Origin of the sequence: Aggregatibacter kilianii, from assembly GCF_003129965.1 — a bacterium.
In the GTDB taxonomy this organism is placed as follows: Bacteria; Pseudomonadota; Gammaproteobacteria; order Enterobacterales; family Pasteurellaceae; genus Aggregatibacter; species Aggregatibacter kilianii_A.
In genome coordinates, this window is the sequence record NZ_NRCJ01000006.1 from 17,384 (window position 1) to 43,925 (window position 26,542).

The following is a 26,542-nucleotide window of genomic DNA, read 5'->3' on the forward strand; positions in this document are numbered from 1 at the left end:
ATTTGTCGGATTAAAGAATATCCAATAATTCCACTTCAAACACTAACGGGCTGAATGGCGGAATTGCCGCACCGGCACCGCGTTCGCCATAAGCCAGTTCGTGAGGAATCGCCAAACGCCATTTGGAGCCCACCGGCATCATGGAAAGGGCTTCCACCCAACCTTTGATGACACCGTTGACCGGGAATTCTGCCGGTTGACCGCGTGTGACGGAGCTGTCGAATACGGTGCCGTCCGGTAGCGTGCCGGTGTAGTGTACACGGACTTTGTCCGTTGGAGAAGGGATATTGCCGTTGCCTTCAACCAATACTTCATATTGCAAGCCGGAGTCGGTAACTTTCACACCGTCTTTTTGTTTGTTGGCTTCTAAGAAAGCGTTGCCTGCCGCTTCAATTTCTTTGAATTGCGCTTGTTGCGCTTCCGCCGCTTGTTGTTGCAGCTGTTGCAACGCTTGGCTGATTTCGTTGAAATCCAATGCCGGCGTTTGTTGATTTAATACATCATAAATGCCTTTTGCCACGGCTTCCGCTTTCACTGCCAATTGGCTTTCCAATAATTGCTGACCGATTTGTAAACCGATACCGTAGCTGCCTTTGGCTTGGGTATCGTCTAATTTCACTTGATTGAAAAATTCTGCTGTCATGTTGTTTTCCTTTCTGTTGATAAAACTAGTTGATGGTGGCGAGGATTTCACCCATTCTTACGGGCACGTCCACCTGTAAATGTTCCGCTAATGTCACGCGATCGGCAGGGAATAAGTTAATGACCGTAGAGCCTAATTGGAACGCGCCCATTTCCTGACCTTTGGTTAATTTCACCGCGTTTTCCCCTTGGTAAGTCCACACTTTCACTTCATTGGCGCGCGGCGGATTAATTACGCCCGCCCATACGGTGCTCATGCTGGCGGTGATGGTGGCGCCTACCAGAATTTGCACCATCGGGCCGAATTCCGTATCGAACAGGCAAATTACCCGCTCGTTGCGGGCAAACAAATTCGGCACATGTTCTGCCAAGAACGGATTCACGGAGAACAAATCGCCCGGCACATAAATCATTTTACGCAAAGTGGCGTCACACGGCATGTGCACGCGGTGATAGTCGCGCGGTGATAAGTAGATAGTGGCGAACTCGCCGTTTTTAAAGGTGTTGACTAATTCTTCATCGCCCGCCAACAAATCGGACAGGCTGAAAAAATGCCCTTTGGCTTGTAATAATAAGTCGTCTTCAATGTGTCCGATTTGGCTTACGCGGCCGTCTGCCGGCAAGCAAAGTGCGGTAGGATTTTCCGTTATTTTTCGTGCGTCGTCTTTCAGTTCACGAATAAAAAATTGGTTGAAACTTTCGTAGTCACTGAAGTGTTGTTTTTTCGCTTCGCTCATGTCCACGTTGTATTTCTTGGCGAAGAGTTTGATCACAAAATGCGTCACTGCGCCCCATTTTTGTTTGGCGAACCAGCCCGCCAGTTGGGTGAGAGACAGTTGCGGCATAACGTATTGAAAAGCAACTTTCAGACGTTGCCAATAGCTAAATTTATTCATAATGGTTATTTTTTCTACAAAATTAAATGAATGAGGGGTGATTATAACAACTTATTCGGCTTGTGCAATGACGAGCCTTTTTGTGCGTTTGGTACGGCTAGGGGGAAAATTTTCCGATTTTGTGACAAAATCGACAAAAATGCATCGCATTCGCAATGCTTAGCAACGGTGATGTTGAGTATAATCGACGGGAAAAATACCCAAAATTTCCACCGCACTTTTAACCTAATAAGAAGGAAGCAACTATGGAACAAGAAAAATATTTTCGCGGTAGTGATGATACCGAGCTTTTTTATCGTTATCGTCCGGCAAAAGACGGCAGTTGTGATAAGGCGATTGTGCTGTTTCATCGCGGACACGAACATTCCGGACGCATGATGTTTGTGGCGGATGAACTCGGTTTTGAAGATTTCGCTTATTTTGCCTGGGATGCGCGCGGACACGGCTTAAGCCCGGGAGAGCGCGGCGACAGCCCGAGTTTGGGCACTTCCGTTGCCGATATTCAGGCGTTTATGCAGCATATTGAACGGGAATACGGCATTAAGGCGGAAAATATCTGCGTAATCGCGCAAAGTGTGGGGGCGGTGTTGGTTTCCTCCTGGTTACATGATTATGCGCCGAAAATTCGTTGTGCGGTGTTGGCGTCGCCCGCCTTTAAAGTGAAACTGTATGTACCTTTTGCCCGCGCGGGGTTGAAGCTGATGTACCGTCTGCGCGGTAATTTCTTCGTCAACAGCTATGTGAAAGCCCATTACCTCACCCATAATAAAGCCCGTCAGGACAGTTACAATAACGATAAACTCATTGCCCGTGCCATTTCCGTGCGCATTTTGCTCGGTTTATATGAAGCGGCGGATCGCGTGGTGGCGGACGCACAGGCGATTACTACACCGATTCAGTTATTGATTTCCGGCAGCGACTGGGTGGTGCATCACAAACCGCAACATGATTTTTATAATCACTTGGGCAGCCACATTAAAGAACGTCATGTGCTGCCCGGTTTTTATCACGATACGTTGGGCGAAGAAAATCGGGAGCTGGCGTTTACAGAAATACGTCGTTTCATTCGTCAGCGTTTTGCCGAGCCGCTACAAAGCGTGGATGTGACCAACGCGCATATTCATAGTGCCAGCCGTATTGAGGCTGATGAACTGGCAACACCGCTTTCGCCTTTTAGCCTGCGCGGCGCGTTTTGGGCGGCTTATCGAAGCTTGATGAAACTTGGCGCAAATTGGAGCGAGGGGCTGAAAATCGGTAAGGAAACCGGCTATGATTCCGGCAGCACGCTGGATTATGTGTATCGTAACCAACCGCAAGGCACCAATAAATTCGGTGTATTAGTGGATAAGAATTACTTAAATGCCATCGGTTGGCGCGGCATTCGTCAGCGTAAAGTGAATATCGGCAAGGCGATTAAGCTGGCAATGGAAAAATTACGCGCAGCGGGCAAACCCGTGCATGTTCTGGACATCGCTTCAGGGCACGGGCGTTATGTGCTGGATGCATTAACTGCGGACAAGCTGCCCGATTCCGTACGGTTGCGTGATTACAGCCCGATTAACGTAGAAGCGGGACATAAGCTGATTGAAGAACGTCGGTTACAAGAGGTGGTCAGTTTTGATCAAGTGAATGCTTACGATCGCAATAATTACCAAAATCTTGATCCGCGCCCGACGCTGGGGATCGTGTCGGGGTTGCATGAACTGTTTGCCGACAACGATTTGATCATGCATTCTTTATACGGTTTCGGCGATGCCATTGAAACGGGCGGCTATCTAATTTATACGGGGCAGCCTTGGCATCCGCAACTGGAGCTTATTGCCCGTTGTTTAACCAGCCATAAAGCCGGCAGCCCCGATTGGGTCATGCGTCGCCGTAGCCAGCAGGAAATGGATCAACTGGTGGAAAAAGCCGGGTTTGAGAAAATCCATCAATGGATTGATGAAGACGGCATTTTTACCGTGAGTTTGGCGCTGAAAAAATAGGCTGCCTATGAAAAAAACGGTTTGGCATCGGCTTGCTTATTTAGCTGCCGTGGGTGTGCTGTTCTATGCCACTTACGGCTTCAGTAACTGGTTTAGCGCCCAGCGGGAAAATGTGGCGGAAATCGCCTTTGCTTGGGAAAGCAATATTCCTTTTTGGGCGTGGACGATAGTGCCTTATTGGTCGCTCAATGTCATGTATGCACTGGCGTTTTTTCTGGCGCGTGACGAGCGGGAATTACGGCGTTATGTGGCGCAGTTATTGGCGGCACAATTGATAGCCGTTAGCTGTTTTCTTCTGTTTCCGTTGCAATTTAGTTGGCAAAAGCCGCCTGCGGACGGACTTTCGGGGCTGTTGTTTACTTCCTTGGCGACCTTTGATCAACCGTATAACCAAGCGCCGTCGTTACATATTATTCTGACGATGATCGTCGGCACTTTTTATTGGTGCTATTTGTCGAAAATCTGGCGTTTTCCTTTGATCATTTGGTTGGGTTTAATTGCGCTATCCGTGCTGACGACGTACCAACACCATTTTATTGATATGCCTACCGGCGCGTTGGTGGGCTGTTTGATTCTCTGGGCATTGCCTTATGATAGGGCTAGCCCGTTACGCGGCAAAAAAGCCGATAGATTTCGCCTTAAGCTCGCCTGCTATTACTTCACCGGCGCACTCATCGTTCTTTTGCCGGCATTGCTTGGCGGCGTATATCTTTGGTGTATTTGGATAAGCGTTGCTTTGTTGTTGGTGGCGTATGCTTACGCCCGGTCGGGAGCAATACTGTTTCAAAAGCAGGTGAACGGCAGACATAGCATGGCTGCAACCCTTTTGTTGTTACCATATCTGCTCGGCGTGAGACTGAATATTTTCTATTGGTTACGACATCAACCGAAAGCGTCGCAAGTGTTGCCGGGCGTGTTTATCGGTAGCATTACGCAAGCGGAAAAATTTGAGGCGGTGCTGGATTTGTGTGCCGAATATCCCTGCATGAATCCGCCCAAGGAGTATGTTTCCGTGCCGCTGTTAGATATGGTACCGCCCGAATCGAGCGATCTTGCACGGGCGGCACAGGAAATACAACGTTTGCACAATACTTGTCAATCGGTGTTGGTTTGCTGTGCTTTAGGATATGGGCGCAGTGCCGCTGCGATGTTGGTTTGGCTGGCGGTTTATGGCGATTGTGAAAATTTAACCGAAGCCTTACGACAATTACGCGTTGCGCGTCCGCATATGGTACTGCCCGCAGCAACGGAGCAAAAGGTGTTGGATGCGATTCAACTCCTGCAAAAAACGCCCTGAAAAACAACCGCACTTTTAGGAGGAATTATGTCCGCTCAAGCCCGTTTAACCGCTCATCTGCTTGCTACGGCACGTTACGTCGCCGTGTTGAATCTGGTGATTTTTGCCTTGTCCTCCCGCTTTGGTTTGGGGTTCTTTTGTTTACAGATTTTACTTTGCGTTGCCTTGCTTTATTTGCACATTCGTCTTTATTTTGACCAAATGCTATTTCAGGATTTGGCACAACAGCACATTACCACGGAAGAATTGGATAATGCGCTTGAGGCGTTAAAGCTGAAAATGTCGCAAGGTGATCGTCATATTGGGGAACGTATACAGGGGACTTTAACATTGTGGAAATATGTCTTATACGGCACAGGAATGCAATTCTTGTTACTGTTTTTTGCCGCTTGATTTGGTTTTCTGTAACAATGTGTAACTTTATGTAACCCTATGTAATTCAGTGTAAATTCCTTGTAAAGCCTAAAATGTGTAGGGATTTTTCATGTAGAATAGTGCCCTGATTTCTCCTATCACTAACCTAAGGACCATTTATTTAGTGATGGTGTTTTTTTATTAAATAACTAACAACGCGCTTTTCATAAAACATCATGGTGATTAATAAACAGCGGGTTGCTCAATTTTTTTCTGAAGCATTGGAAAGTTATGAACAAAATGCTATCGCTCAGCAGGAAATTGGGCAACATTTACTTCAAATCTTATTAAAAAATCAATTAACCGGTTTTCAAAATGTGTTGGAAATCGGCTGTGGCACAGGGATTTTCACCCGTCTCTTAATGCAGAACATTCACCCGAAAAATTGGGACCTGAATGATTTGTGTGATGTTTCCGAACAATTAAAAAAGAATCTTCCTCATCAAAATTATGCGTTTTATCAGGCAGACGGCGAAAATTTGGCGTTCACCGAGAAAAAATACGATTTGATTGTGTCTTGTTCCACCGTGCAATGGTTTGAAAATCAACAGCAATTTATTCAATCTTGTTTAGATCGCTTAAATCCCAACGGTGTCTTGTTATTTAGTACTTTTACACCGGAAAATCTTACCGAAGTAAGAAAATTAAGCGGCATCGGTTTGGATTACCCGCATTTATGTCAGTGGTACAGCTGGTTGTTGGAGGCATTTCATCTAACGCATTTGGAACAAACGCAAATCCAGTTAAAATTCGATTCTCCGTTATTGGTGTTAAGACATTTAAAAGAAACCGGCGTCACGGCAACCAATAACCAGATTTGGAGTCGGGATAAAATCGTGCAATTTTGCGATCAGTATCGTCGACGCTATGCGGATTATTCGGGCAAAGTCAGCTTAACTTATACCCCGATTTTTGTGTTGGTGAGAAAGAAATAAAAAATTGTGCGACGGAGTGAGATTTCCACACGGTTTTTTAAGTAAAAGGGTAATAATTTCCTTTGACTATTTTATTCCCAAAGGGTAATATGCGCTCCCTATGCAAAAGGTAAAACTACCCCTCACTGTTGATCCGGTGAAAGACGCACAACGAAGATTGGATTATCAGGGTTATTACTCCGTTAATCAATTAACCCGTCTTGCCGAATCGGTCAGTAAAGTGCTCAGCGATGCACAGGTTACATTATCGTTCTTTATTGATCCGCAAAAATTGGTTGTCATGAAAGGTCATGCCAATGTTGATGTTGAGTTGAATTGTCAGCGTTGTGGTGAGCCGTTTACTTACACCATCGATTGTGAATTTTGTTACAGTCCGGTGGCTAATTTGGATCAAATTGATGTATTGCCGGAAATCTATGAGCCAATTGAATTCAATGAATTCGGTGAAATAGATTTACTCGGTACGATTGAAGACGAATTAATTTTAAGTCTGCCGATTGTGCCAATGCATTCATCTGAACACTGTGAAGTGTCCGTGGCTGAACAGGTTTTTGGCGAATTGCCGGAAGAACTGGCAAAAAAACCGAACCCGTTCGCTGTATTAGCTAATTTAAAGCAAAAATAATTTAGGAGTATAGCCAATGGCTGTTCAACAAAATAAAAAATCCCGTTCACGTCGTGATATGCGTCGTTCACACGATGCGTTAACCACAGCTGCAGTCTCTGTTGATAAAGCAAGTGGTGAAACTCATTTGCGTCACCATGTAACCGCTGACGGTTACTATCGTGGTCGTAAAGTGATTAACAAGTAATTATCCATTACAAAAAGGTAATCACTTGAGTCGTCTAACCCTTGCGTTAGATGCGATGGGCGGGGACATAGGTCCCCGTATTACTATCCCAGCATCCATATTAGCCTTGGAGCGTGATCCAACGCTTTCTCTTGTACTGTTCGGCGATCGCCAACAAATCCTTCCGCTTTTATCCGCAGCCCCTAATTCTATTCGACAACGTTGCGATATTGTTCATTGCGCTCGTGTTATTGATAATCGGCAAGGTATTTCCTATGCTTTACGTCACAGCAAAGATACGTCAATGCGTCTGGCGATCGAAGCTGTGCAAAAAGGAATGGCGCAAGCTTGTGTCAGCGCCGGAGACACGGCTTCGTTAATGGGACTGTCAAAAATTTTATTGCAACCGCTGGAAGGCATCCATCGCCCTGCGTTGATTTCTACCATTCCTACCATCACCGGCGGGCGCACCATCATGCTTGATCTGGGTGCCAACGTAGAATGTGATGCGGAAAATTTATATCAATTTGCCTTAATGGGCGCCATTTTCGCCGAAAATACCTTGGATTTGGTCTATCCGCGCATTGCTTTGTTAAATATCGGCATTGAGGCGGTGAAAGGCTACAAATCTTTGCGCGACGCCGCCGATTTACTGCAAAAAGACACCGCACTTAATTACGTCGGTTTTATCGAAGGGAATTTCCTGTTAAACGGCATGGTGGATGTGATTGTCAGTGACGGTTTCGCCGGTAATGTCGCCCTAAAAACTTTGGAAGGCGCCGCGAAGAATGTGATTTCACTACTGAAAAGTGAAAAGAAAAATAGTATATTAAGTACCGTTTTCGGCTGCTTAATCCGATCTTTATTTAAAGACAGATACCAACGCTTAAAAAAAATCAATCCGGATCAATATAATGGCGCTTCTTTGATTGGTTTAACTTCCGTCGTGGTGAAAAGCCACGGCAGTGCAAATATCGAGGCTTTTGCCAATGCCATTGCCGATGCGGCGCTACAAGCCCGCCGTCAAATTCCGCAAAAAATTTTAGCGGGTTTAAATAAGAATTAAATATCAATAGGTTAGTGAGTTTCCTTGCTATTTTTAACGAGATGACTATGTTTAGCAAAATTTTATCCACCGGTAGCTATTTGCCCAAAAATATCCGCACCAACGCCGATTTAGAAAAAATGGTAGATACTTCAGATGAATGGATTGTAACCCGTTCCGGTATTCGTGAACGCCGTATTGCCGGTCCTGATGAAACCGTCTCCACCATGGGCCTTGAAGCGGCAAAAAAAGCCATTGAAGCGGCTGATATTGACCCGCAGGAAATCGAATTGGTATTAGTCGCTACCACCAGTAATTCTCATGCTTATCCAAGTGCTGCTTGCCAGATTCAAGGTATGTTGGAAATTGATGATGCCATTTCTTTCGATATTGCCGCCGCCTGTACAGGCTTTGTGTATGCCTTAGGCATTGCGGATCAATTTATTCGTAGCGGCAAAGTGAAAAAAGCCTTGGTTATCGGTTCTGATTTAAATTCCCGTAAATTAGATGAAACGGATCGTAGCACGGTGGTGTTATTTGGTGACGGCGCAGGTGCGGTGATTTTGCAAACTTCCGAACAAGAAGGCATTATTTCTACCCATTTACACGCTTCGGCAGATAAAAATGCTGCGTTAGTGCTTCCGCAACCTGAGCGTGGTGAAGCCAAATCCGGTTATATCGAAATGCAAGGCAACGAAACCTTTAAACTTGCCGTGCGTGAGCTTTCCAACGTGGTGGAAGAAACCCTGGCTGCCAATAACTTAGATAAAAAAGACATTGACTGGTTGGTGCCGCATCAGGCGAATTTACGCATTATCACGGCAACGGCGAAAAAACTGGAAATGGATATGTCGCAAGTGGTGGTAACGCTCGATCGTTATGCCAATAACAGCGCGGCAACGGTGCCGGTGGCGTTGGATGAAGCGGTGCGCGACGGACGTATTCAACGAGGGCAACTGTTGTTGCTGGAAGCCTTCGGCGGTGGTTGGACTTGGGGATCCGCACTGGTTAGGTTCTAATAACAAAAATTTAATGGATTTTATGACCGCACTTTTTAGGTATTGACACTTAAAGTGCGGTCGGTTTTTCTCACATTTTTAAGTAGGAAAAAAAGTATGAAAAAATTTGCAATGGTTTTCCCGGGGCAAGGCTCACAAGCCGTGGGTATGCTTGCTGAATTGGCGGCGGATTATCCTGTGGTGCAGGACACTTTCAAACTGGCATCCGAGGTATTGGGCTATGATTTGTGGCAATTGGTGCAACAAGGCCCGGCGGAAGAGTTGAATAAAACCTGGCAAACTCAGCCTGCGTTGTTAACTGCGTCTGTGGCGATTTATCGTGTGTGGCAGGAAAAATACCCGCAGTTCAAACCTGATGTGATGGCAGGGCATAGCTTGGGTGAATATTCCGCCCTAGTGTGTGCCGGTGTGTTAGATTTCCAAGACGCCGTTAAGTTGGTGGAATTGCGCGGCAAGCTTATGCAACAAGCTGTACCTGAAGGCACGGGCGCTATGTATGCGATTATCGGCTTGGATAACGAAGCGATTATTAACGCTTGTAAACAAGCGGAGCAGGGCGAGGTGGTTTCTGCGGTGAACTTTAACTCGCCGGGACAAGTGGTGATAGCAGGTAGCAAAGCGGCGGTAGAACGTGCGGCGGCATTATGTAAAGAAGCTGGCGCCAAACGCGCGTTACCGTTAGCGGTGAGCGTGCCTTCCCACTGTGCTTTAATGAAGCCGGCGGCGGATCAATTGTCCGTTTCTTTAGAAAGCATTACGTTAAAAGAACCGACGGTTTCTGTTCTGAACAACGTAGATGTGAAAGGGGAAAGTGAAGCCGAGGCTATCCGTCACGCGTTGGTTCGTCAACTTTACAGCCCTGTGCGTTGGACGGAAACGGTAGAAAAAATGGCGCACAACGGTGTAGAAGTGTTGGTGGAAATCGGCCCGGGCAAAGTGTTAAACGGGTTAACCAAGCGTATTGTAGATTCATTGCAGGCGGTGTCTGTTAATGACGTGAAATCCTTGGATTCAATCGAAGAAGTATTAGCATAATAAGGACGAAAAAGGAGTAAACCTATGCAAGGCAAAATTGCATTAGTGACAGGCGCAACGCGCGGTATCGGTCGTGCGGTAGCGGAAGAATTGGCATCCAAAGGTGCGTTCGTAATTGGTACGGCGACCTCCGAAAAAGGCGCTGAAAGCATTTCTGTCTATTTGGGCGAAAAAGGCAGAGGATTGGTGCTAAACGTCGCCGATCAAGCCTCTATCGAAGCGGTATTGGAATACATCAAAAAAGAATTCGGTGACATCGATATTTTGGTCAACAACGCCGGCATTACCCGCGACAATTTGTTAATGCGTATGAAAGATGAGGAATGGTTCGATATTTTACAAACCAACTTAAGCTCCGTTTATCACCTTTCCAAAGCCATGTTACGCAGTATGATGAAAAAACGTTTTGGGCGCATCATTAACATCGGTTCTGTCGTAGGCTCTTCCGGTAACCCGGGACAAAGTAACTACTGTGCGGCAAAAGCGGGTTTAATCGGTTTTAGTAAAGCCTTGGCAAAAGAAGTGGCATCACGCGGCATTACCGTAAACGTCGTTGCACCGGGTTTTATTGCCACCGACATGACGGAAGTGTTAAGTGAAGAATTAAAAAACAACCTGTTAACTCAAATTCCGGCAGGGCGTTTAGGCGAGCCGAAAGACATTGCCAAAGCGGTGGCATTTTTGGCTTCGGACGATGCGGCATACATCAACGGCACAACGTTGCACGTTAACGGCGGCATGTACATGAGCTAAGCGGCGTTAGCCAAAGGTTCCATGCGGCAAATCGGAGAAAAGCAATAGCCAAACGTTCGGCTTAGTGTTAAAATCCCCTCCGCAATGTAACTTGGTTAGGTCATTCAAGGGTTCGTGAAAGACGTAACTATTTTTTCACTGTATGTTGTTGTGAAAATTCAATGTTTTTTTGAGGTTTGACCTCTCACCGGAAACGTTGCAAATTTTTTGCAAATACATACACTACGTAACTTATCGCAGTAAGCGAAAACTTAAACATAGGAAGAAACAAATGAGCATTGAAGAACGCGTAAAAAAAATCATCGTTGAACAATTAGGCGTGAAAGAAGAAGATGTAAAACCTGAAGCGTCTTTCGTTGAAGATTTAGGTGCGGATTCTTTAGATACTGTTGAATTGGTGATGGCTTTAGAAGAAGAATTCGATATCGAAATTCCTGACGAAGAAGCAGAAAAAATCACAACAGTTCAATCAGCGATTGATTACGTTCAAAACAATCAATAATTGATTTTCTAATTTAGGCGGTTTTCATAACCGCCTAAATTTTATCTGCCGATCCCATTTCTGCTATAAAAAAACACATCTAAAAACGACCGCACTTTTATCCTTCTTTGTTGAAATTTTTCCTGAAAGCAGTAAACTAGCGCACAATTTTTTAGCCTTGTTTACACAGCCTAAGAAATCCTTTCTCTCTCAACTTTAAATGTTACCTGTGAGTAACAGAAGGACAATTCAAAATGACAACAAAAGTAAATAGCTATGGCTGGAAAGCCTTGCTGGGTTCCGCCGTGGGTTATGCCATGGACGGTTTCGATCTTCTCATCCTCGGTTTCATGTTAAGTGCCATTTCCGCCGATTTAGGGTTAACCCCGGCTCAAGGCGGCTCTTTGGTAACTTGGACCTTAGTGGGCGCGGTTTTCGGCGGTATCGTCTTTGGTGCGCTGAGTGACAAATACGGACGTGTTCGCGTACTCACTTGGACAATCATCTTATTCGCCGTTTTCACCGGTTTATGTGCGCTGGCGCAGGGCTACTGGGATCTGCTGATTTATCGTACCATCGCCGGTATCGGTTTGGGCGGTGAGTTCGGTATCGGTATGGCGTTGGCGGCAGAAGCCTGGCCGGCCCGTCATCGTGCCAAAGCGGCATCTTATGTAGCGCTCGGTTGGCAGGTGGGCGTACTGGGCGCGGCATTACTGACGCCGGTATTGCTGCCGCACATCGGTTGGCGCGGCATGTTTGTGGTGGGGATCTTCCCGGCGTTTGTGGCGTGGTATTTACGCGCACATTTGCATGAGCCGGAAATTTTCGTACAAAAACAGACCGCACTTTCCCAAGCTAAACCGGAAAAAAGCCGTTGGTCGTCTAAATTACAATCGTTCAAACTCTTGGTGAAAGACAAAGCCACCACCAAAATCAGCTTGGGCGTGGTGGTGTTGACTTCCGTGCAAAACTTCGGTTATTACGGCATTATGATTTGGATGCCGAATTTTCTCTCCAAACGACTTGGCTTCAGCCTGACCAAATCCGGTATTTGGACTGCGGTTACCGTGTGCGGAATGATGGTCGGCATCTGGATTTTCGGCCGCTTGGCGGATCATATCGGGCGCAAACCAAGCTTCCTATTATTCCAAGCGGGCGCGGTGGTGAGCATTTTCGCCTATTCCCAATTAACGGATCCGACCGCCATGTTGATTGCCGGCGCGTTTTTAGGGATGTTCGTGAACGGCATGATGGGCGGTTATGGTGCTTTAATGGCGGAAGCCTACCCGACCCAAGCCCGTGCTACCGCACAAAATGTCTTGTTTAACTTAGGGCGTGCGGTCGGTGGATTCGGCCCGATCGTGGTAGGCGCCGTAGTGTCCGCCTATTCCTTCCAAACCGCTATTGCCTTATTGGCGGTGATTTATGTCATTGATATGTTGGCAACGGTGTTCCTTGTACCGGAGTTGAAGGGCAAAGAATTGCATTAATGCAAGAAAGTACGGTCTAAAAACGGCGTGTTTTTTCACCGCACTTTTGCTGATGAACCAATAACAAAAAACCGCTGTTAAGATTATCAACAGCGGCTTTTTCATGGAAAGTGCGGTAAGAATTACGAGCGTTTCATGATCTCAAAAAACTCTTCGTTGGTTTTCGCCACGGCGAGTTTGTCGATAAGGAATTCCATCGCTTCCACTTCGCCCATCGGGTTAAGGATTTTGCGCAGAATCCACATTTTTTGCAACTCGTCAGGTGTGGTAAGCAAGTCTTCCTTACGTGTGCCTGAACGGTTGAAATCGATTGCCGGGAATACGCGTTTTTCCGCGATTTTACGGGAAAGGTGCAATTCCATGTTACCGGTGCCTTTAAATTCTTCGAAGATCACTTCGTCCATTTTTGAACCGGTATCCACTAAGGCGGTGGCGATAATGGTCAGGCTGCCGCCTTCTTCCACGTTACGCGCCGCACCGAAGAAACGTTTCGGACGATGTAAGGCGTTGGCGTCCACACCACCGGATAAGATTTTGCCGGATGCTGGGGTCACGGTATTGTAAGCGCGCGCTAAACGGGTGATGGAGTCGAGCAAAATCACCACGTCTTTTTTGTGTTCGACGGAACGTTTGGCTTTTTCAATCACCATTTCCGCGACCTGAACGTGACGGGTCGCCGGTTCGTCAAAGGTGGACGCAATCACTTCGCCTTTTACCGAGCGTTGCATTTCCGTTACCTCTTCCGGACGTTCGTCGATCAGTAACACGATAAGTTCGACGTCAGGGTAATTGTGGGTAATGCTTTGCGCGATATTTTGCAGCAACATGGTTTTACCCGCTTTCGGCGGCGCCACGATTAAGCCGCGCTGACCTTTCCCGATAGGGGAGGCTAAATCTAAAATACGGGCGGTTAAATCTTCGGTAGAGCCGTTGCCGCGTTCCATTCTTAAACGGGAGTTGGCGTGTAATGGGGTTAAGTTTTCGAAAAGGATCTTGCTGCGGGAGACTTCCGGTTTGTCGTCATTGACTTGGTCAACTTTGAGGAGGGCAAAATAGCGTTCGCCTTCTTTCGGCGGTCGAATTTTCCCTTCGATTTTATCCCCCGTCTGCAAATTGAAACGACGAATTTGGCTTGGGCTCACATAAATATCATCCGGACCGGCTAAATAGGAGCTATCCGCCGAACGGAGGAAGCCGAAGCCGTCCGGTAAGATTTCCAATACGCCGCCGCCGAAAATATCTTCCCCACCTTTGGCGTGCTGTTTCAAAATCGCAAAAACAATGTCTTGTTTGCGTAAACGGGCTAAATTCTCCAAGCCCATTTGATCTTCGCCAAGTCTCACCAGATCGGAAACCGGCATATTTTTAAGTTCTGTAAGATGCATAGTTAATTTGAAGTTTGTTTAGAGTTGAATGTTTAGAAATAAATGAATGGAAGTGAATTTGAAATTGGTGCGTAAATTAGCATTAAATTTAGGCACTGTCTAGTTTTTAGCGGATTTTTTCTGATTTTGTTCGGTTTCGCCGGGATGTTGCCGGAAAAGTGCGGTGGTTTTTACAGGCGTTTTTTCGTTTTCCTCTTTAATCTTTGTTTACAAAATTCCCTCAATTAATTGCGTGTAATTTTTGGGGATTTGCCTTGTTCGTGCTATCCTTAGCGGCAATTTTTTACGATGAATTTAAGATTATGCAACAGAATTATTTAAGCTCGGCGCGTTTCGCCGATTTCCCGTTACATCCTTTGGTTTTACAGGCGTTAAACGACAAAGGATTTGATTTTTGTACGCCCATTCAGGCGCTTTCATTGCCGGTGACTTTACAAGGCAAAGACGTTGCCGGGCAGGCGCAAACCGGCACAGGAAAAACGATCGCATTTTTGACCGCACTTTTTCACCATTTATTGACCTATCCGAAGCAAACGGAAGGCAACCAGCCACGCGCCTTGATTTTGGCGCCGACCCGCGAATTGGCGGTGCAAATCGAACATGACGCACAGATTTTCTTAAAAACGACAAAATTTAAGACCGCACTTGCTTACGGCGGCGACGGTTACGATAAGCAATTAAAAGCCATTGAAAACGGCGTGGATGTGTTGATCGGCACCACGGGGCGGGTAATTGATTATGTGAAACAGGGCATTATCCGCTTGGATCAGATTCAAACGGTGGTGTTGGACGAGGCGGATCGTATGTTCGATTTGGGCTTTATTCGCGATATTCGCTATTTACTGCGCAAATGTCCGCCGCCACAACAACGGCTGACCATGTTGTTCTCGGCGACCTTGTCTTACAAAGTGCGTGAGCTTGCCTTTGAAGATATGAACGATCCGGAATATGTGGAAATTGAGCCGGAACAAAAAACCGGGCAGCAAATTAAAGAAGAATTATTTTACCCCTCCAACCACGACAAAATCCCACTGTTGCTGACGTTGCTGGAAGAAGAATGGCCGGAGCGTTGCATTATCTTCGCCAATACCAAACATAAATGTGAAGAAATCTGGGGCTATTTGGCGGCGGACGGACATCGCGTGGGTTTATTAACGGGCGATGTGGCGCAGAAAAAACGTCTGTCTTTATTGAAACAATTTACCGACGGCGACTTGGATATTTTGGTGGCGACGGATGTGGCGGCGCGCGGGTTGCATATTGCCGAAGTGACCCATGTGTTCAACTACGATTTGCCGGATGATCGGGAAGATTATGTACATCGCATCGGGCGTACCGGGCGTGCCGGTGAAAGCGGCATTTCCATCAGCTTTGCCTGTGAACAATACGCTATGAATTTACCGGCGATCGAAGAATATATCGGGCACAACATTCCCGTCAGCCAATACGATCCGAACGCGTTGTTGCAGGACATTCCGAAGCCTTATCGATTGAAACGGCAAAGCAATTTCAACGCGCAGAATAACAATCGTCGCAAGCCGTTTCGGGCAAAACGCTAGTCAAAAGATTGGCGTGAATTTTATTCAATGTTAAAATTCGCGCCTTTTGTCAATTGAGGAAAAATAATGTCATTAGTCGATTTCGTCGTCAATAAATTAGACGATTTAAAAGCCACCGATATTTTACCGTTAAATGTGAAGGGCAAATCTTCCATTACCGATACCATGATTTTGTGCACAGGCACGTCATCCCGTCATGTGTCTTCCTTGGCGCAGAAACTCATTACCGAATGCAAACTTGCCGGCATTGACGTGTTCGGCGATGAAGGCAAAGACACCGCTGATTGGGTGGTGGTGGATTTGGGCGACGCCATCGTGCATATCATGCAGGCGGAAAGCCGTGAAATGTATCAGTTGGAAAAACTTTGGGCGTAAGCGCCATAAAAGTGCGGTCACAAAAAACAACGTTTTTTGAACGTTGGCTTTGCCAACGGCCCCGCAGGGGCGAATAAATCACTCCAGTGATTTATGAGTAATTTTCCAAGTGTTTTTAAAGGTGTTTTTTAGGAGCGAAAGGTGAAAATTCAGTTGATTGCGGTAGGAACCAAAATGCCGGCGTGGGTCACCACGGGTTTTGAGGAATACCAACGCCGCTTTCCGAAAGACATGCCTTTTGAACTGATTGAAATCCCCGCCGGGAAACGGGGCAAAAATGCCGATATTAAACGCATTTTGGAACAAGAAGGCAAAGCCATGTTAGCGGCGGCGGGAAAAGGCAAAATCGTCACCTTGGACATTCCCGGTAAACCTTGGACCACAGAACAATTATCGCAACAATTAGAAGGTTGGAAAAACGACGGACGCGATGTTTGTCTGCTTATTGGCGGGCCAGAAGGACTGTCGCCGGAATGTAAGGTTGCCGCCGAACAAAGTTGGTCGTTATCGCCGCTTACCTTACCACATCCGTTAGTACGTGTGGTCGTGGCGGAAAGTCTGTATCGCGCCTGGTCACTCACCACTAACCATCCGTATCATCGAGAATAAATCAATTACAAGATGAGCTTAAAGAAATTATTAAATCAACCGCAATACGATCCGATTCGTGATAAAAAAGCCGAACGCAATTTGTTTGCCCGTCGTGCTTTGGTGTCGTTTATCGGCGTGTTGGTGTTGTCGGTGGTGTTGATTTTAAACTTGTATGATTTGCAGGTGGTTAATTACGATGGCTATCAAACCCGTTCCAACGGCAATCGTATCAAGTTGTTGCCGTTGCCGCCGACACGCGGGCTGATTTACGATCGCAACGGTAAATTATTGGCGGAAAATTTAACTTTCTTCGGTTTATATATCGTACCTGAAAAGGTGGAAAATTTAGACCGCACTTTTGAAGAATTAAAAGTGCTGGTGGGGTTGACCGATGAAGACATTGAGAACTTTAAAAAGGAACGCCGCCGTTCTTCCCGCTATACGCCGATTATGTTGAAACCGAATTTGACGGAAGAGCAAATCGCCCGTTTTGCGGTGAACCAATACAATTTCCCGAGTTTGGACGTGAAGCCGTATTTTAAACGGCATTATTTGTACGGTGAGCCGCTGACCCATATTCTAGGTTATGTGTCGAAAATTAACGATCGTGATGTGGAACGTCTGAAAAAAGAGGAAAAATACGCCAATTATTCCGGCACGCACGATTGGGGCAAACTCGGCATTGAGCGTTATTATGAGGATTCCCTGCACGGCACAACCGGTTTTGAAGAAGTGGAAGTGAACAGTCGCGGCAAAGTCATTCGCAAATTACGCGAGCAGCCGGCGATTGCTGGCAAAAGCATTCATTTAACCATTGATTTGGATTTGCAGCTGTATGTGACCGATTTATTGGCGGGGCATAAAGGCGCCGTGGTGGTAATGGATCCGAAAGATAACAGCATCTTGGCAATGGTTTCCGTACCAAGTTATGACAATAATCTCTTTGTGGACGGGATTTCCGGGGCGGATTATCGCCGTTTGTTGAATGATCCGAATCGTCCGTTGTATAGCCGTGTGACGCAAGGGGCGTATCCGCCGGCTTCTACCGTTAAACCTTTCATTGCCGTTTCCGCCTTGCAGGAAAATGTAATCACGCCGAATATGACCATTTATGATCCGGGATATTGGATGTTGCCGAACAGCACCAAACGTTTCCGTGACTGGCGTAAAGGCGGGCACGGCATGACCAATTTAAACAAAGCCATTACCGAATCTTCCGATACTTATTTTTATCAAACCGCCTACAATCTGGGCATCGATCGCCTGTCAGAGTGGATGAAGCGTTTCGGTTTCGGCGTGCCGACGGGGATTGATATTCAGGAAGAAACCAGCGCCAATATGCCGACCCGTGAATGGAAGCAAAAGCGTTATAAAAAAGCCTGGGTGCAGGGCGATACCATTTCCGTAGGGATCGGACAAGGCTATTGGACAGCGACGCCGTTGCAGTTAGCGAAAGCTACCAGTATTTTGGTGAATAACGGTAAGGTAAACACACCGCACTTAATGAAAAGCGTGGAAGGTTCCGTAATGGAGCCTTATAAAGATCCGTTGTTATACGAAGATATTACCGAACCGAAACAGTTTTTCTGGGATGAGGCAAAACGCGGTATGTATAACGTGGTGAACGGCGCCGGCGGAACGGGGCGTAAGGCCTTTATCGGCACGCCTTATCGCGTTGCCGGAAAATCCGGTACGGCGCAGGTATTCAGTCTGAAAGAAAACCAGACCTATAATGCCGGAAGCCTTAAAAAAGAATTGCACGATCATGCCTGGTTTACCGCGTTTGCGCCTTATGATAATCCGCAGATTGTGGTGTCGATGATTTTGGAAAATGCCGGTGGCGGCTCCAGTAATGCGGCACCGATCGTGAGAAAAATTATGGATTACTATTTTAAGCAGAACACACCGCAAACGGAGGTGCCGGCATTGCCGGAAGCCGAACCTGAAATGGGAGACGAGCCGAATGAAAATGAATGATCGTAATATTTGGCTGGAACTGTGGCGACGTTTGCACATTGATTTGTGGTTGTTTATCGGATTGGTGGTGATTACCGGTTACGGTATGTTGGTGTTATATAGCGCCTCTGGTGCCAACGAAGCCATGTTTCGTAGCCGTATTGTCCAAGTGGCGCTCGGATTTGCCGTGATGTTGGTCATGGCGCAATTCCCGCCGAAATTTTATAAGCGCATTGCGCCGTATTTATTTGGTGCCGGCATCGTTTTGCTGATTTTGGTGGATCTCATCGGCGCGACCAGTAAAGGAGCGCAACGTTGGTTGGATTTGGGCGTCGTGCGTTTTCAGCCGTCGGAAATCGTGAAACTGGCGGTGCCGTTAATGGTGGCGGTCTATTTAGGCAATCGTCCGCAGCCGATTAAATTAAAAGAAACTTTTATTGCCCTGATCATTATTATTGTGCCGACCTTGTTAGTGGCGATTCAGCCCGACTTAGGCACATCAATTTTGGTTAGCGGTTCTGGCTTATTTGTGGTATTTTTAGCCGGCATGAGTTGGTGGCTCATTTTAATTGCCATTGTCGCTCTCGCCGGGTTTATCCCGATTATGTGGTTTTACCTCATGCACGATTATCAAAGAACCCGCGTGCTAACCTTGTTTGATCCGGAAAAAGACTTATTGGGCGCGGGTTATCATATTTGGCAATCTAAAATTGCTATCGGCTCCGGCGGTATGTGGGGCAAGGGTTGGCTACAAGGCACGCAATCCCAGCTGGAATTTTTACCCGAGCCGCATACGGATTTCATTTTCGCCGTGTTGAGTGAGGAATACGGCATGATTGGCTTCCTGATTTTATTAGCCATTTATTTATTTATTGTTGCGCGCGGTTTAATGATTGGTGTTAATGCGCAAAGTGCCTTCGGGCGCATTTTAGTGGGGGCGTTAACGTTAATTTTCTTCGTTTATGTCTTTGTTAACATCGGCATGGTGAGCGGCATTTTACCCGTTGTGGGCGTGCCTTTACCATTGGTGAGTTATGGCGGCACGTCTTATGTGGCGATTATGGCGGGCTTCGGTTTGGTCATGTCAATCCATACTCACAAAGAACACTTTCTGAAAGGAACTAATTAAGTTTTCAGTTTTCTTAATTGTGTGCTTTACAGAGGGGGAGAAAAACTCAATGAATTTAAAGCAAACTGTAAAATATATGATGATTTTGTTTTCATTTTGCACCGCACTTTCCGTGCAAGCCGAAACAAAAAAATTATATGGCATTGAAGGACCGTCGTTGACCTATCGTCCGATGTCCGATAAAGCGCAAACCTATAATGTAAAAGGGGAAACCTACACCACAAAGCCGCACCAAACGGCAAAAAATTATTCCAAACAAGGTATTGCCAGCTATTACCATCATAAGTTTAACGGACGCAAAACCTCTAACGGCGATATTTACGATTCCACTTTATATACGGCGGCGCACAAAACCCTGCCGTTGAATTCTTATGCGGTCGTCACTAATATGTACAATCAACGTAAAGTGATTGTGCGTATCAATGACAGAGGTCCGTTCGCCAAAGATCGTATTATTGATTTGTCCCATGCGGCGGCGAAGGAAATCGGCATCGTCAATTACGGCATGGGATTGGTTAAAGTTGAAGCGTTACATGTGGATGCCAAAGGCGAGCTTTCCGGCGCGGGTACTTCTACCTTGGCACAGACCAGCAGAACGGAAGAAGGGTTAAAACGCCTGGCCGATAATGAAACTGCTTCTGCGTCGGCGACGACTAAGACGCGACAAAGCCGTAAGGCTACAAATGCCGAACGCTATGAAATTAAAATGGTCAATGTCGCCAGTAAGAAAAATGCCGAGCGAATCATTCAGGATCTGGCGTTAAGTAACGTGAAAGCGGAAATTGCCGCACATGGTAAAAAATACCATATCCATTTGGGGCCTTTTAGTTCAAAACAAGAAATTAGCGAATTGAAGACACAATTAAGACGGCTCAATCATTCCGAACCGCTGATTGTGTATTCTTATAATCAATAACAATTACATAATTGTAGGATATTCAATATTATGTTTAACAAAGCAGTAAAAAACAGCAAGATTGCGGTAGTTGCAGGCGCATTGGCAATGTCGCTCGGCGCAATGGCGGCGGAAGACGTGCAATTTAACATTGCCGTACCGGAAATTAATGCGCAAACCTATGTCTTAATGGATTATAACTCCGGCGCCATTTTGGCGTCTCTTAACCCGGACCAACGTCAATATCCCGCTTCTTTGACTAAAATGATGACCAGCTATGTAGTAGGTCAGGCGCTTAAACAGGGCAAAATTCATAATACGGACATGGTGACCATCACCGAAAGTTCTTGGAGCCAGAAATTCCCGGGCTCGTCCAAAATGTTCTTAAATCTAAATCAACAGGTTTCCGTTGCCGATTTAAATCGCGGCATCATCATCGTTTCCGGTAATGATGCTTGTGTGGCAATGGCGGAGCACGTTTCCGGCACGGTAATGAACTTCGTTGATACCATGAATAAATATGTAGAACAGTTCGGTTTGAAAAATACCCATTTCACCACCGTGCATGGTTTAGATGAAGATAATCAGTATTCCTCCGCCCGCGATATGGCGATTATCGGCGCCCATATTATTCGTGATTTGCCGGATGAATATAAAATTTATGCCGAAAAAGATTTTACCTTTAACAAAATCAAACAGCCGAATCGTAACGGTTTGTTATGGGACAAAACCATCAACGTGGACGGCATGAAAACCGGTCACACCGATAAAGCAGGTTACAACCTCGTAGCATCCGCAACCAATCCGAACAATATGCGTTTGATTTCCGTGGTGATGGGCGTGCCGACTTATAAAGGCCGCGAAGTGGAAAGCAAGAAATTATTACAATGGGGCTTTGCCAACTTTGAAACCTTCAAAACACTGGAACCTGGTGGTAAACCTGTTTCCGAACAGCGCGTGTATTATGGGGATGAGAGCAATGTGCAGTTAGGGGTATTGCAAGACGCATTCATCACTATTCCGAAGGGCAAAAGCGCCGAACTTAAAGCACGCTATGAATTGGAGAAAAAATACCTTGAAGCGCCGCTTGCCAAAGGGCAGGTTGTGGGTAAAGTGATTTACCAACTGGATGGCAAAGACATCGCCAGCGTGAACTTGCAAGTCCTGCAGGAAGTGAAAGAAGGCGGTATCTTCGGCAAAATCTGGGACTGGTTAGTGCTCACCATCAAAAGTTTATTTGACTAGCCTTTAAAAAACATTTGAAAAACCGACCGCACTTTTTTCGGAGAGTGCGGTTAAATTTTTTAGGAAAATACCATGACTGATAAAAAAACGGTAAATTTAACCGACATGGCACAAGATAAAAAATTAAAAGATCTGCTTGAATTCCCCTGTGATTTCACCTTCAAAGTGGTAGGCGCCGCCCGTCCCGATTTAGTGGACGACGTGGTTCAGGTGGTGCATAAAACCATCAAAGACGATTACAACCCAAGTATGAAAGAAAGCGGCAAGGGTACCTATCACTCCGTCTCTATCACCGTACGCGCCGAGAACATCGAACAAATCGAGAAGCTGTATAAAGAATTGGCGGAGATTGAAGGTGTGCGGATGGTGTTGTAACCATCAAAGTGCGGTCATAAAAAATAATATTTTTAGGAAACCATCATGCAACCCGAATTAATTGTACGACAACTTGGTATTCGTGATTACGAGGCGGTCTGGCACGAGATGCAGGCGTTCACCGATAATCGTACGGAAGAGACGCCTGACGAAATCTGGCTGGTGCAACATCCGTCAGTGTTTACCCAAGGTCAGGCGGGCAAACCGGAGCATTTATTGCAGCACACATCTATTCCTGTGGTGCAATCGGATCGCGGCGGGCAGATTACCTATCACGGGTTGGGGCAGCAAATTATGTATGTCCTGATTGATGTGAAGCGCCATCAGGATTTAAATGTGCGCCAATTAGTTACCGCACTTGAGCAATCAGTGGTGCGAACGCTGGCGGATTACGACATTGAAGGCTACCCGAAACCCGATGCGCCGGGTGTGTATATTGACGGTAAAAAGATTTGTTCCCTTGGTTTACGCATTCGACACGGGCGTTCTTTCCACGGCTTGGCATTTAACATTAATATGGACTTGGCGCCGTTTCATCAAATCAATCCTTGTGGCTACGCAGGCCTAGAAATGTGCCAACTGGTGGATTTTATTCCCGCATCGGATGCCGACTGCGATAAGGTTTCCCCACAATTAGTTAAACATTTCGCCGAGCAATTGGGGTATAATGTAACAACTCGTTAACATCGACAACTCGTTTTTTATCTCATTATCTCTGCAAATCTGCAAAAAATTAAGGAATATCAATGGGAACACCTTTTAAAATGGAGCGCGGCGTAAAATATCGCGATGCCGCCAAAACCTCCATTATTCCGGTGAAAAATATCGATCCTGAGCAAGAACTGCTCAAAAAACCGGAATGGATGAAAATCAAAATTCCGGCAAACGGCGCGCGCATTCAAAGCATTAAATCCGGTATGCGTCGTCACGGTTTACATTCCGTCTGCGAAGAGGCGTCCTGTCCGAATCTGCACGAATGTTTTAACCACGGCACGGCAACTTTCATGATTCTCGGCGCTATTTGTACCCGTCGTTGCCCGTTCTGTGATGTGGCGCACGGCAAACCGTTGCCGCCTGATCCGGAAGAACCGCGTAAATTGGCGGAAACCATTCAAGACATGAAACTGCGTTATGTGGTTATTACCTCTGTTGACCGTGACGATTTACCTGATCGCGGAGCAGGGCATTTTGCCGATTGCGTGCGTGAAATCCGCGCGTTAAATCCGAACATTAAAATTGAAATTTTGGTGCCGGATTTCCGTGGGCGTATTGAATTGGCATTGGAAAAATTAAAAGATAATCCGCCGGATGTGTTCAACCACAATTTGGAAAATGTACCGCGTTTATACCGCGAAATTCGTCCGGGCGCCGATTATCAGTGGTCACTGCGTTTATTGAAAGCGTTCAAAGCCATGTTCCCGAACATCCCGACCAAATCCGGTCTGATGGTGGGCTTAGGCGAAACCAACGAAGAAATTCTGGATGTTATGCAGGATCTACGCGACCACGGCGTAACGATGCTGACCCTCGGACAATATTTGCAACCGAGCCGTCACCATTTGCCGGTTGCGCGTTATGTCCCGCCGACAGAATTCGACATGTTCCGCGAAAAAGCCCAAAACATGGGCTTCGAACATGCCGCCTGCGGCCCGTTCGTCCGTTCTTCCTACCACGCCGATTTACAGGCGAGCGGTGGATTGGTGAAGTAAAAGTTTGAGATAAAAGTGCGGTCGAAAATTTAAGTGTTTTTTGACCGCACTTTTTGTTGCTGACGATTACGAATTGACCCAATCAACCACTTCTTTGGTTAACCGACCGATTTCCTGCCAGTTTTTTTCGTTAATTAATTTTTTCTCTACAAACCAAGAGCCGCCGCATGCCAGCACATTGGGAACGGCGAGGTAGTCTTTAATGTTCTGCATACCGATGCCGCCTGTCGGCATGATTTGTAGCTGTGCATAAGGCCCTAATAACGCCTTGATCATTTTCACACCGCCGGTGGCTTCTGCCGGGAAAAGTTTCACGGTATCAATGCCGAATTCCAGCGCCGCTTCAATTGCCATGGGATTATTTACGCCCGGTGTAATCGGCAAATTTAAGTCCTGACATAATTGCACGATTTTGGGGTTAAACCCCGGTGTGACCACAAAATCCGCGCCGCTGTTTTTGGCGGCAACCACTTGCTCGGCAGTTAATACCGTTCCTGCCGCAATCAGAAAATCAGGGCGTTGTCGGCGCAATAAACGAATCGCTTCTTCTGCGGCAGATGAGCGGAAAGTGATTTCTGCCACCGGCAGCCCGTTGTTTGCCAAGGTTTCTGCCAGCGGTAAAATGTCTTCCGCCTGTTCTAAAGCAATCACCGGCACGACTTTAAGTCGGCGGAGTTGCGTGGTAATTTGTTCTAATGTTACGGACATCATTTCTCCTTTTTCATCTCTTTTTGTTGTCATGCTATTGTGCGATCTCAATGCCCTCAAACTCCCGAATCTTATTCAGTGCTTCCGTTAAATCCGTCGCGAAATTGATTTTTTTGATTTCCGGCAGGCTACCGGATTTTACGATAGTACGTAGCGGTTGGAATTGCATGTTACACATATAAAGTTGTTGATGCGGGAGCATGTGTTGCACGAAGCGGGTAAGCGCGTGAATGCCGCCGGTATCGAGCACGGTCACGGCGTCGCATTGTAAGACAATGTGCTTGATTTCGTGATCGGTGTGTACGGTTTTGTCATGCAAATCGGCGAACAGATTATCCGCCGCAGCGAAAAAGAGCGGTCCACTAATCCGGTAAATTAATACATCGTCCAAATCCTCCGGCACGGCAATACTGATGGATTTGGTCATTTCGGCGATGGTGCGGATAAACAGCAGACTTGCCAGTAGTACGCCGACGGAGATGGCAATCACCATGTCGAACAACACGGTAAGTACCAAACAAACCAGTAGCACTGTGATTTCATTGCGTCCGGAGCGGCGAATCAGTTGAATGATTTGCGGTAAGTCCGCCATATGCCAGGCAACCACCAACAATAACGCCGCCATGGATGATAGCGGCAAATAGGACAGTGCCGGAGCGAAGAATAACAAGGCGAACAGCACCAATAGCGCATGCACTACGCCGGCAAACGGCGATACCGCGCCGGATTTGACGTTCACCGCAGAACGCGCGATGGCGGCGGTTGCCGTGATACCGCCGAAGAACGGCGAAGCAATGTTACCTAAACCTTGCGCTAATAATTCGTTATTGGAATGGTGTTTGGTGTCGGTCATATTATCTAATACAACGGCACATAACAGGGATTCGATGGCGCCTAATACCGCCATGGAAAACGCGGCGGGGAGCAGGCTTTGAATGGTGTCGAAGTTCCAGTCAATTAGATTACCTTGTGCATTAGGTATATTCCACGGTAAGGCAAATTCAGGCAGAACGCTCGGAATGCCGAAGCCGGTGGTGCCGTCGGACAGAGTATATTGAAATTGCGAACCGATGGTTGCCACGGAAAAGCCGAAATGCGCCAAACCTAAGGATAATAAGGTGGCGATAATCACTGCCGGTAAGTGTCCGGGAATGGGCAGACGGAGTTTATGCCATTGGGTTAGCACAATGAGTGTAACGATGCCGACGCCCGTATCCGCCCAGTTGATAGTTGGAAGTGCGGTCAAAATTACCTGTACTTTTTCGAGGTAGTGAGATGGCATTTGTTCGATGGTTAAGCCGAGAAAATCCTTAATTTGCAAAGTGGCGATAACGATGCCGATACCTGAAGTAAAGCCGAGCGTGACAGGCAACGGGATATATTCGATTAATCGCCCTAAACGGAACAGCGCCATCAAGACCAAAATAACCCCTGACAGCAATGTTGCCATGAGCAACCCGCTTAGCCCGAATTGTTGGGTGACGGGGTATAAAATCACCACAAAGGCGGCGGTCGGACCGGAAATATTAAATCGGGAGCCGCCGGTTAACGCAATAATAATTCCCGCCACAATCGCAGTGTATAGACCATGCTGCGGCGGCACACCACTGGCAATAGCCAATGCCATGGAAAGGGGAATGGCGATAATGCCGACGGTTAACCCCGCGATAATATCTTTAACCAAATGACGCGAGGTATAACCCGCACGGAAGCTGTCTTTTAGCGCGCTGAAAGGTTTAACCGCCAGAAAAACATTTTTAGAAAGAAACCATTTTTTTAACATAATTAATAGAAGATGTGAGATTGAATGGAATAGCCCTTGAATGAACGCG

Annotated in this window: 27 protein-coding genes; 22 read left to right on the forward strand and 5 right to left on the reverse strand. The window is 46.6% G+C overall.

Going from position 1 to position 26,542, the window contains the following annotated elements; genetic code table 11:
• Window positions 1–10: 10 nt before the first annotated feature.
• Both bamJ and asd read right to left on the reverse strand, forming a co-directional pair.
• Window positions 11–643 carry a BamJ family beta-barrel-assembly machinery protein gene (gene bamJ, locus DK430_RS05430; protein WP_109078081.1) on the reverse strand — a complete coding sequence of 211 codons (633 nt, stop codon included), beginning with the start codon at window positions 641–643 and terminating at the stop codon, window positions 11–13.
• Between the two features lie 25 nt (window positions 644–668).
• Window positions 669–1,538, reverse strand: a complete 870-nt coding sequence (asd, locus tag DK430_RS05435; RefSeq protein WP_162616813.1) for an archaetidylserine decarboxylase — start codon at window positions 1,536–1,538, stop codon at window positions 669–671.
• A gap of 245 nt (window positions 1,539–1,783) precedes the next feature.
• On the opposite strand from asd, the gene DK430_RS05440 reads away from it, so the two are divergent.
• From DK430_RS05440 to DK430_RS05495, 12 genes are all read left to right on the forward strand, one after another.
• Complete coding sequence (locus DK430_RS05440; RefSeq protein ID WP_109078083.1) at window positions 1,784–3,523, forward strand: bifunctional alpha/beta hydrolase/class I SAM-dependent methyltransferase; 1,740 nt, start codon at window positions 1,784–1,786, stop codon at window positions 3,521–3,523.
• A gap of 7 nt (window positions 3,524–3,530) precedes the next feature.
• Entirely contained in the window at window positions 3,531–4,820 is a 1,290-nt protein-coding gene (locus DK430_RS05445; RefSeq protein WP_109078084.1) for a phosphatase PAP2/dual specificity phosphatase family protein, read from the forward strand.
• 27 nt (window positions 4,821–4,847) lie between these two features.
• Complete coding sequence (locus DK430_RS05450; RefSeq protein WP_109078085.1) at window positions 4,848–5,213, forward strand: hypothetical protein; 366 nt, start codon at window positions 4,848–4,850, stop codon at window positions 5,211–5,213.
• Window positions 5,214–5,410: 197 nt separating this feature from the next.
• The gene (bioC, locus tag DK430_RS05455) at window positions 5,411–6,169 is read left to right on the forward strand and encodes a malonyl-ACP O-methyltransferase BioC (RefSeq protein WP_109078086.1); all 759 of its coding nucleotides are present in this window, start codon (window positions 5,411–5,413) and stop codon (window positions 6,167–6,169) included.
• A 100-nt stretch (window positions 6,170–6,269) separates the two neighbouring features.
• The gene (gene yceD / locus DK430_RS05460) at window positions 6,270–6,794 is read left to right on the forward strand and encodes a 23S rRNA accumulation protein YceD (protein ID WP_109078087.1); all 525 of its coding nucleotides are present in this window, start codon (window positions 6,270–6,272) and stop codon (window positions 6,792–6,794) included.
• A gap of 16 nt (window positions 6,795–6,810) precedes the next feature.
• Complete coding sequence (gene rpmF, locus DK430_RS05465; protein ID WP_005544470.1) at window positions 6,811–6,981, forward strand: 50S ribosomal protein L32; 171 nt, start codon at window positions 6,811–6,813, stop codon at window positions 6,979–6,981.
• 25 nt (window positions 6,982–7,006) lie between these two features.
• Entirely contained in the window at window positions 7,007–8,026 is a 1,020-nt protein-coding gene (gene plsX / locus DK430_RS05470) for a phosphate acyltransferase PlsX (RefSeq protein ID WP_109078088.1), read from the forward strand.
• A gap of 47 nt (window positions 8,027–8,073) precedes the next feature.
• Window positions 8,074–9,024: a beta-ketoacyl-ACP synthase III gene (locus tag DK430_RS05475; RefSeq protein WP_109078089.1), complete on the forward strand. Its 951-nt coding sequence runs from the start codon at window positions 8,074–8,076 to the stop codon at window positions 9,022–9,024.
• Between the two features lie 96 nt (window positions 9,025–9,120).
• Window positions 9,121–10,059 carry an ACP S-malonyltransferase gene (fabD, locus tag DK430_RS05480; RefSeq protein ID WP_109078090.1) on the forward strand — a complete coding sequence of 313 codons (939 nt, stop codon included), beginning with the start codon at window positions 9,121–9,123 and terminating at the stop codon, window positions 10,057–10,059.
• Between the two features lie 24 nt (window positions 10,060–10,083).
• Entirely contained in the window at window positions 10,084–10,812 is a 729-nt protein-coding gene (gene fabG, locus DK430_RS05485; RefSeq protein WP_109078091.1) for a 3-oxoacyl-ACP reductase FabG, read from the forward strand.
• A gap of 271 nt (window positions 10,813–11,083) precedes the next feature.
• Window positions 11,084–11,314 carry an acyl carrier protein gene (gene acpP, locus DK430_RS05490; protein ID WP_005544465.1) on the forward strand — a complete coding sequence of 77 codons (231 nt, stop codon included), beginning with the start codon at window positions 11,084–11,086 and terminating at the stop codon, window positions 11,312–11,314.
• A gap of 233 nt (window positions 11,315–11,547) precedes the next feature.
• Complete coding sequence (locus tag DK430_RS05495; protein WP_109078092.1) at window positions 11,548–12,783, forward strand: MFS transporter; 1,236 nt, start codon at window positions 11,548–11,550, stop codon at window positions 12,781–12,783.
• A 122-nt stretch (window positions 12,784–12,905) separates the two neighbouring features.
• On the opposite strand, the gene rho is transcribed toward DK430_RS05495, so the two are convergent.
• Window positions 12,906–14,168, reverse strand: coding sequence for a transcription termination factor Rho (gene rho / locus DK430_RS05500; RefSeq protein ID WP_109078093.1), 1,263 nt, complete (start codon window positions 14,166–14,168; stop codon window positions 12,906–12,908).
• Between the two features lie 302 nt (window positions 14,169–14,470).
• On the opposite strand from rho, the gene rhlB reads away from it, so the two are divergent.
• From rhlB to lipA, 10 genes are all read left to right on the forward strand, one after another.
• Window positions 14,471–15,727: an ATP-dependent RNA helicase RhlB gene (gene rhlB, locus DK430_RS05505; protein ID WP_109078224.1), complete on the forward strand. Its 1,257-nt coding sequence runs from the start codon at window positions 14,471–14,473 to the stop codon at window positions 15,725–15,727.
• Window positions 15,728–15,793: 66 nt separating this feature from the next.
• Window positions 15,794–16,102, forward strand: a complete 309-nt coding sequence (gene rsfS / locus DK430_RS05510; RefSeq protein ID WP_109078094.1) for a ribosome silencing factor — start codon at window positions 15,794–15,796, stop codon at window positions 16,100–16,102.
• Window positions 16,103–16,243: 141 nt separating this feature from the next.
• Complete coding sequence (gene rlmH / locus DK430_RS05520; protein ID WP_109078095.1) at window positions 16,244–16,711, forward strand: 23S rRNA (pseudouridine(1915)-N(3))-methyltransferase RlmH; 468 nt, start codon at window positions 16,244–16,246, stop codon at window positions 16,709–16,711.
• A 12-nt stretch (window positions 16,712–16,723) separates the two neighbouring features.
• Window positions 16,724–18,670, forward strand: a complete 1,947-nt coding sequence (gene mrdA / locus DK430_RS05525) for a penicillin-binding protein 2 (RefSeq protein ID WP_109078096.1) — start codon at window positions 16,724–16,726, stop codon at window positions 18,668–18,670.
• Window positions 18,657–19,778 carry a rod shape-determining protein RodA gene (rodA, locus tag DK430_RS05530; RefSeq protein ID WP_109078097.1) on the forward strand — a complete coding sequence of 374 codons (1,122 nt, stop codon included), beginning with the start codon at window positions 18,657–18,659 and terminating at the stop codon, window positions 19,776–19,778. The genes mrdA and rodA overlap by 14 nt, the downstream gene beginning before the upstream one ends.
• 49 nt (window positions 19,779–19,827) lie before the next feature.
• Window positions 19,828–20,694 (forward strand): septal ring lytic transglycosylase RlpA family protein, encoded by an 867-nt coding sequence (locus DK430_RS05535; RefSeq protein WP_109078098.1) that lies wholly within the window; start codon window positions 19,828–19,830, stop codon window positions 20,692–20,694.
• A 30-nt stretch (window positions 20,695–20,724) separates the two neighbouring features.
• Window positions 20,725–21,918, forward strand: coding sequence for a serine hydrolase (locus DK430_RS05540; RefSeq protein ID WP_109078099.1), 1,194 nt, complete (start codon window positions 20,725–20,727; stop codon window positions 21,916–21,918).
• Between the two features lie 72 nt (window positions 21,919–21,990).
• Entirely contained in the window at window positions 21,991–22,293 is a 303-nt protein-coding gene (gene ybeD / locus DK430_RS05545) for a DUF493 family protein YbeD (protein ID WP_109078100.1), read from the forward strand.
• 45 nt (window positions 22,294–22,338) lie between these two features.
• Window positions 22,339–22,977 carry a lipoyl(octanoyl) transferase LipB gene (gene lipB / locus DK430_RS05550; protein ID WP_109078101.1) on the forward strand — a complete coding sequence of 213 codons (639 nt, stop codon included), beginning with the start codon at window positions 22,339–22,341 and terminating at the stop codon, window positions 22,975–22,977.
• A gap of 62 nt (window positions 22,978–23,039) precedes the next feature.
• Entirely contained in the window at window positions 23,040–24,002 is a 963-nt protein-coding gene (gene lipA / locus DK430_RS05555; RefSeq protein WP_109078102.1) for a lipoyl synthase, read from the forward strand.
• A 66-nt stretch (window positions 24,003–24,068) separates the two neighbouring features.
• Here the strand turns inward: lipA and DK430_RS05560 are convergent, their stop codons facing one another.
• Both DK430_RS05560 and dauA read right to left on the reverse strand, forming a co-directional pair.
• Entirely contained in the window at window positions 24,069–24,710 is a 642-nt protein-coding gene (locus DK430_RS05560; protein ID WP_109078103.1) for a bifunctional 4-hydroxy-2-oxoglutarate aldolase/2-dehydro-3-deoxy-phosphogluconate aldolase, read from the reverse strand.
• A gap of 34 nt (window positions 24,711–24,744) precedes the next feature.
• Entirely contained in the window at window positions 24,745–26,493 is a 1,749-nt protein-coding gene (gene dauA / locus DK430_RS05565; protein ID WP_109078104.1) for a C4-dicarboxylic acid transporter DauA, read from the reverse strand.
• Window positions 26,494–26,542: the final 49 nt, after the last annotated feature.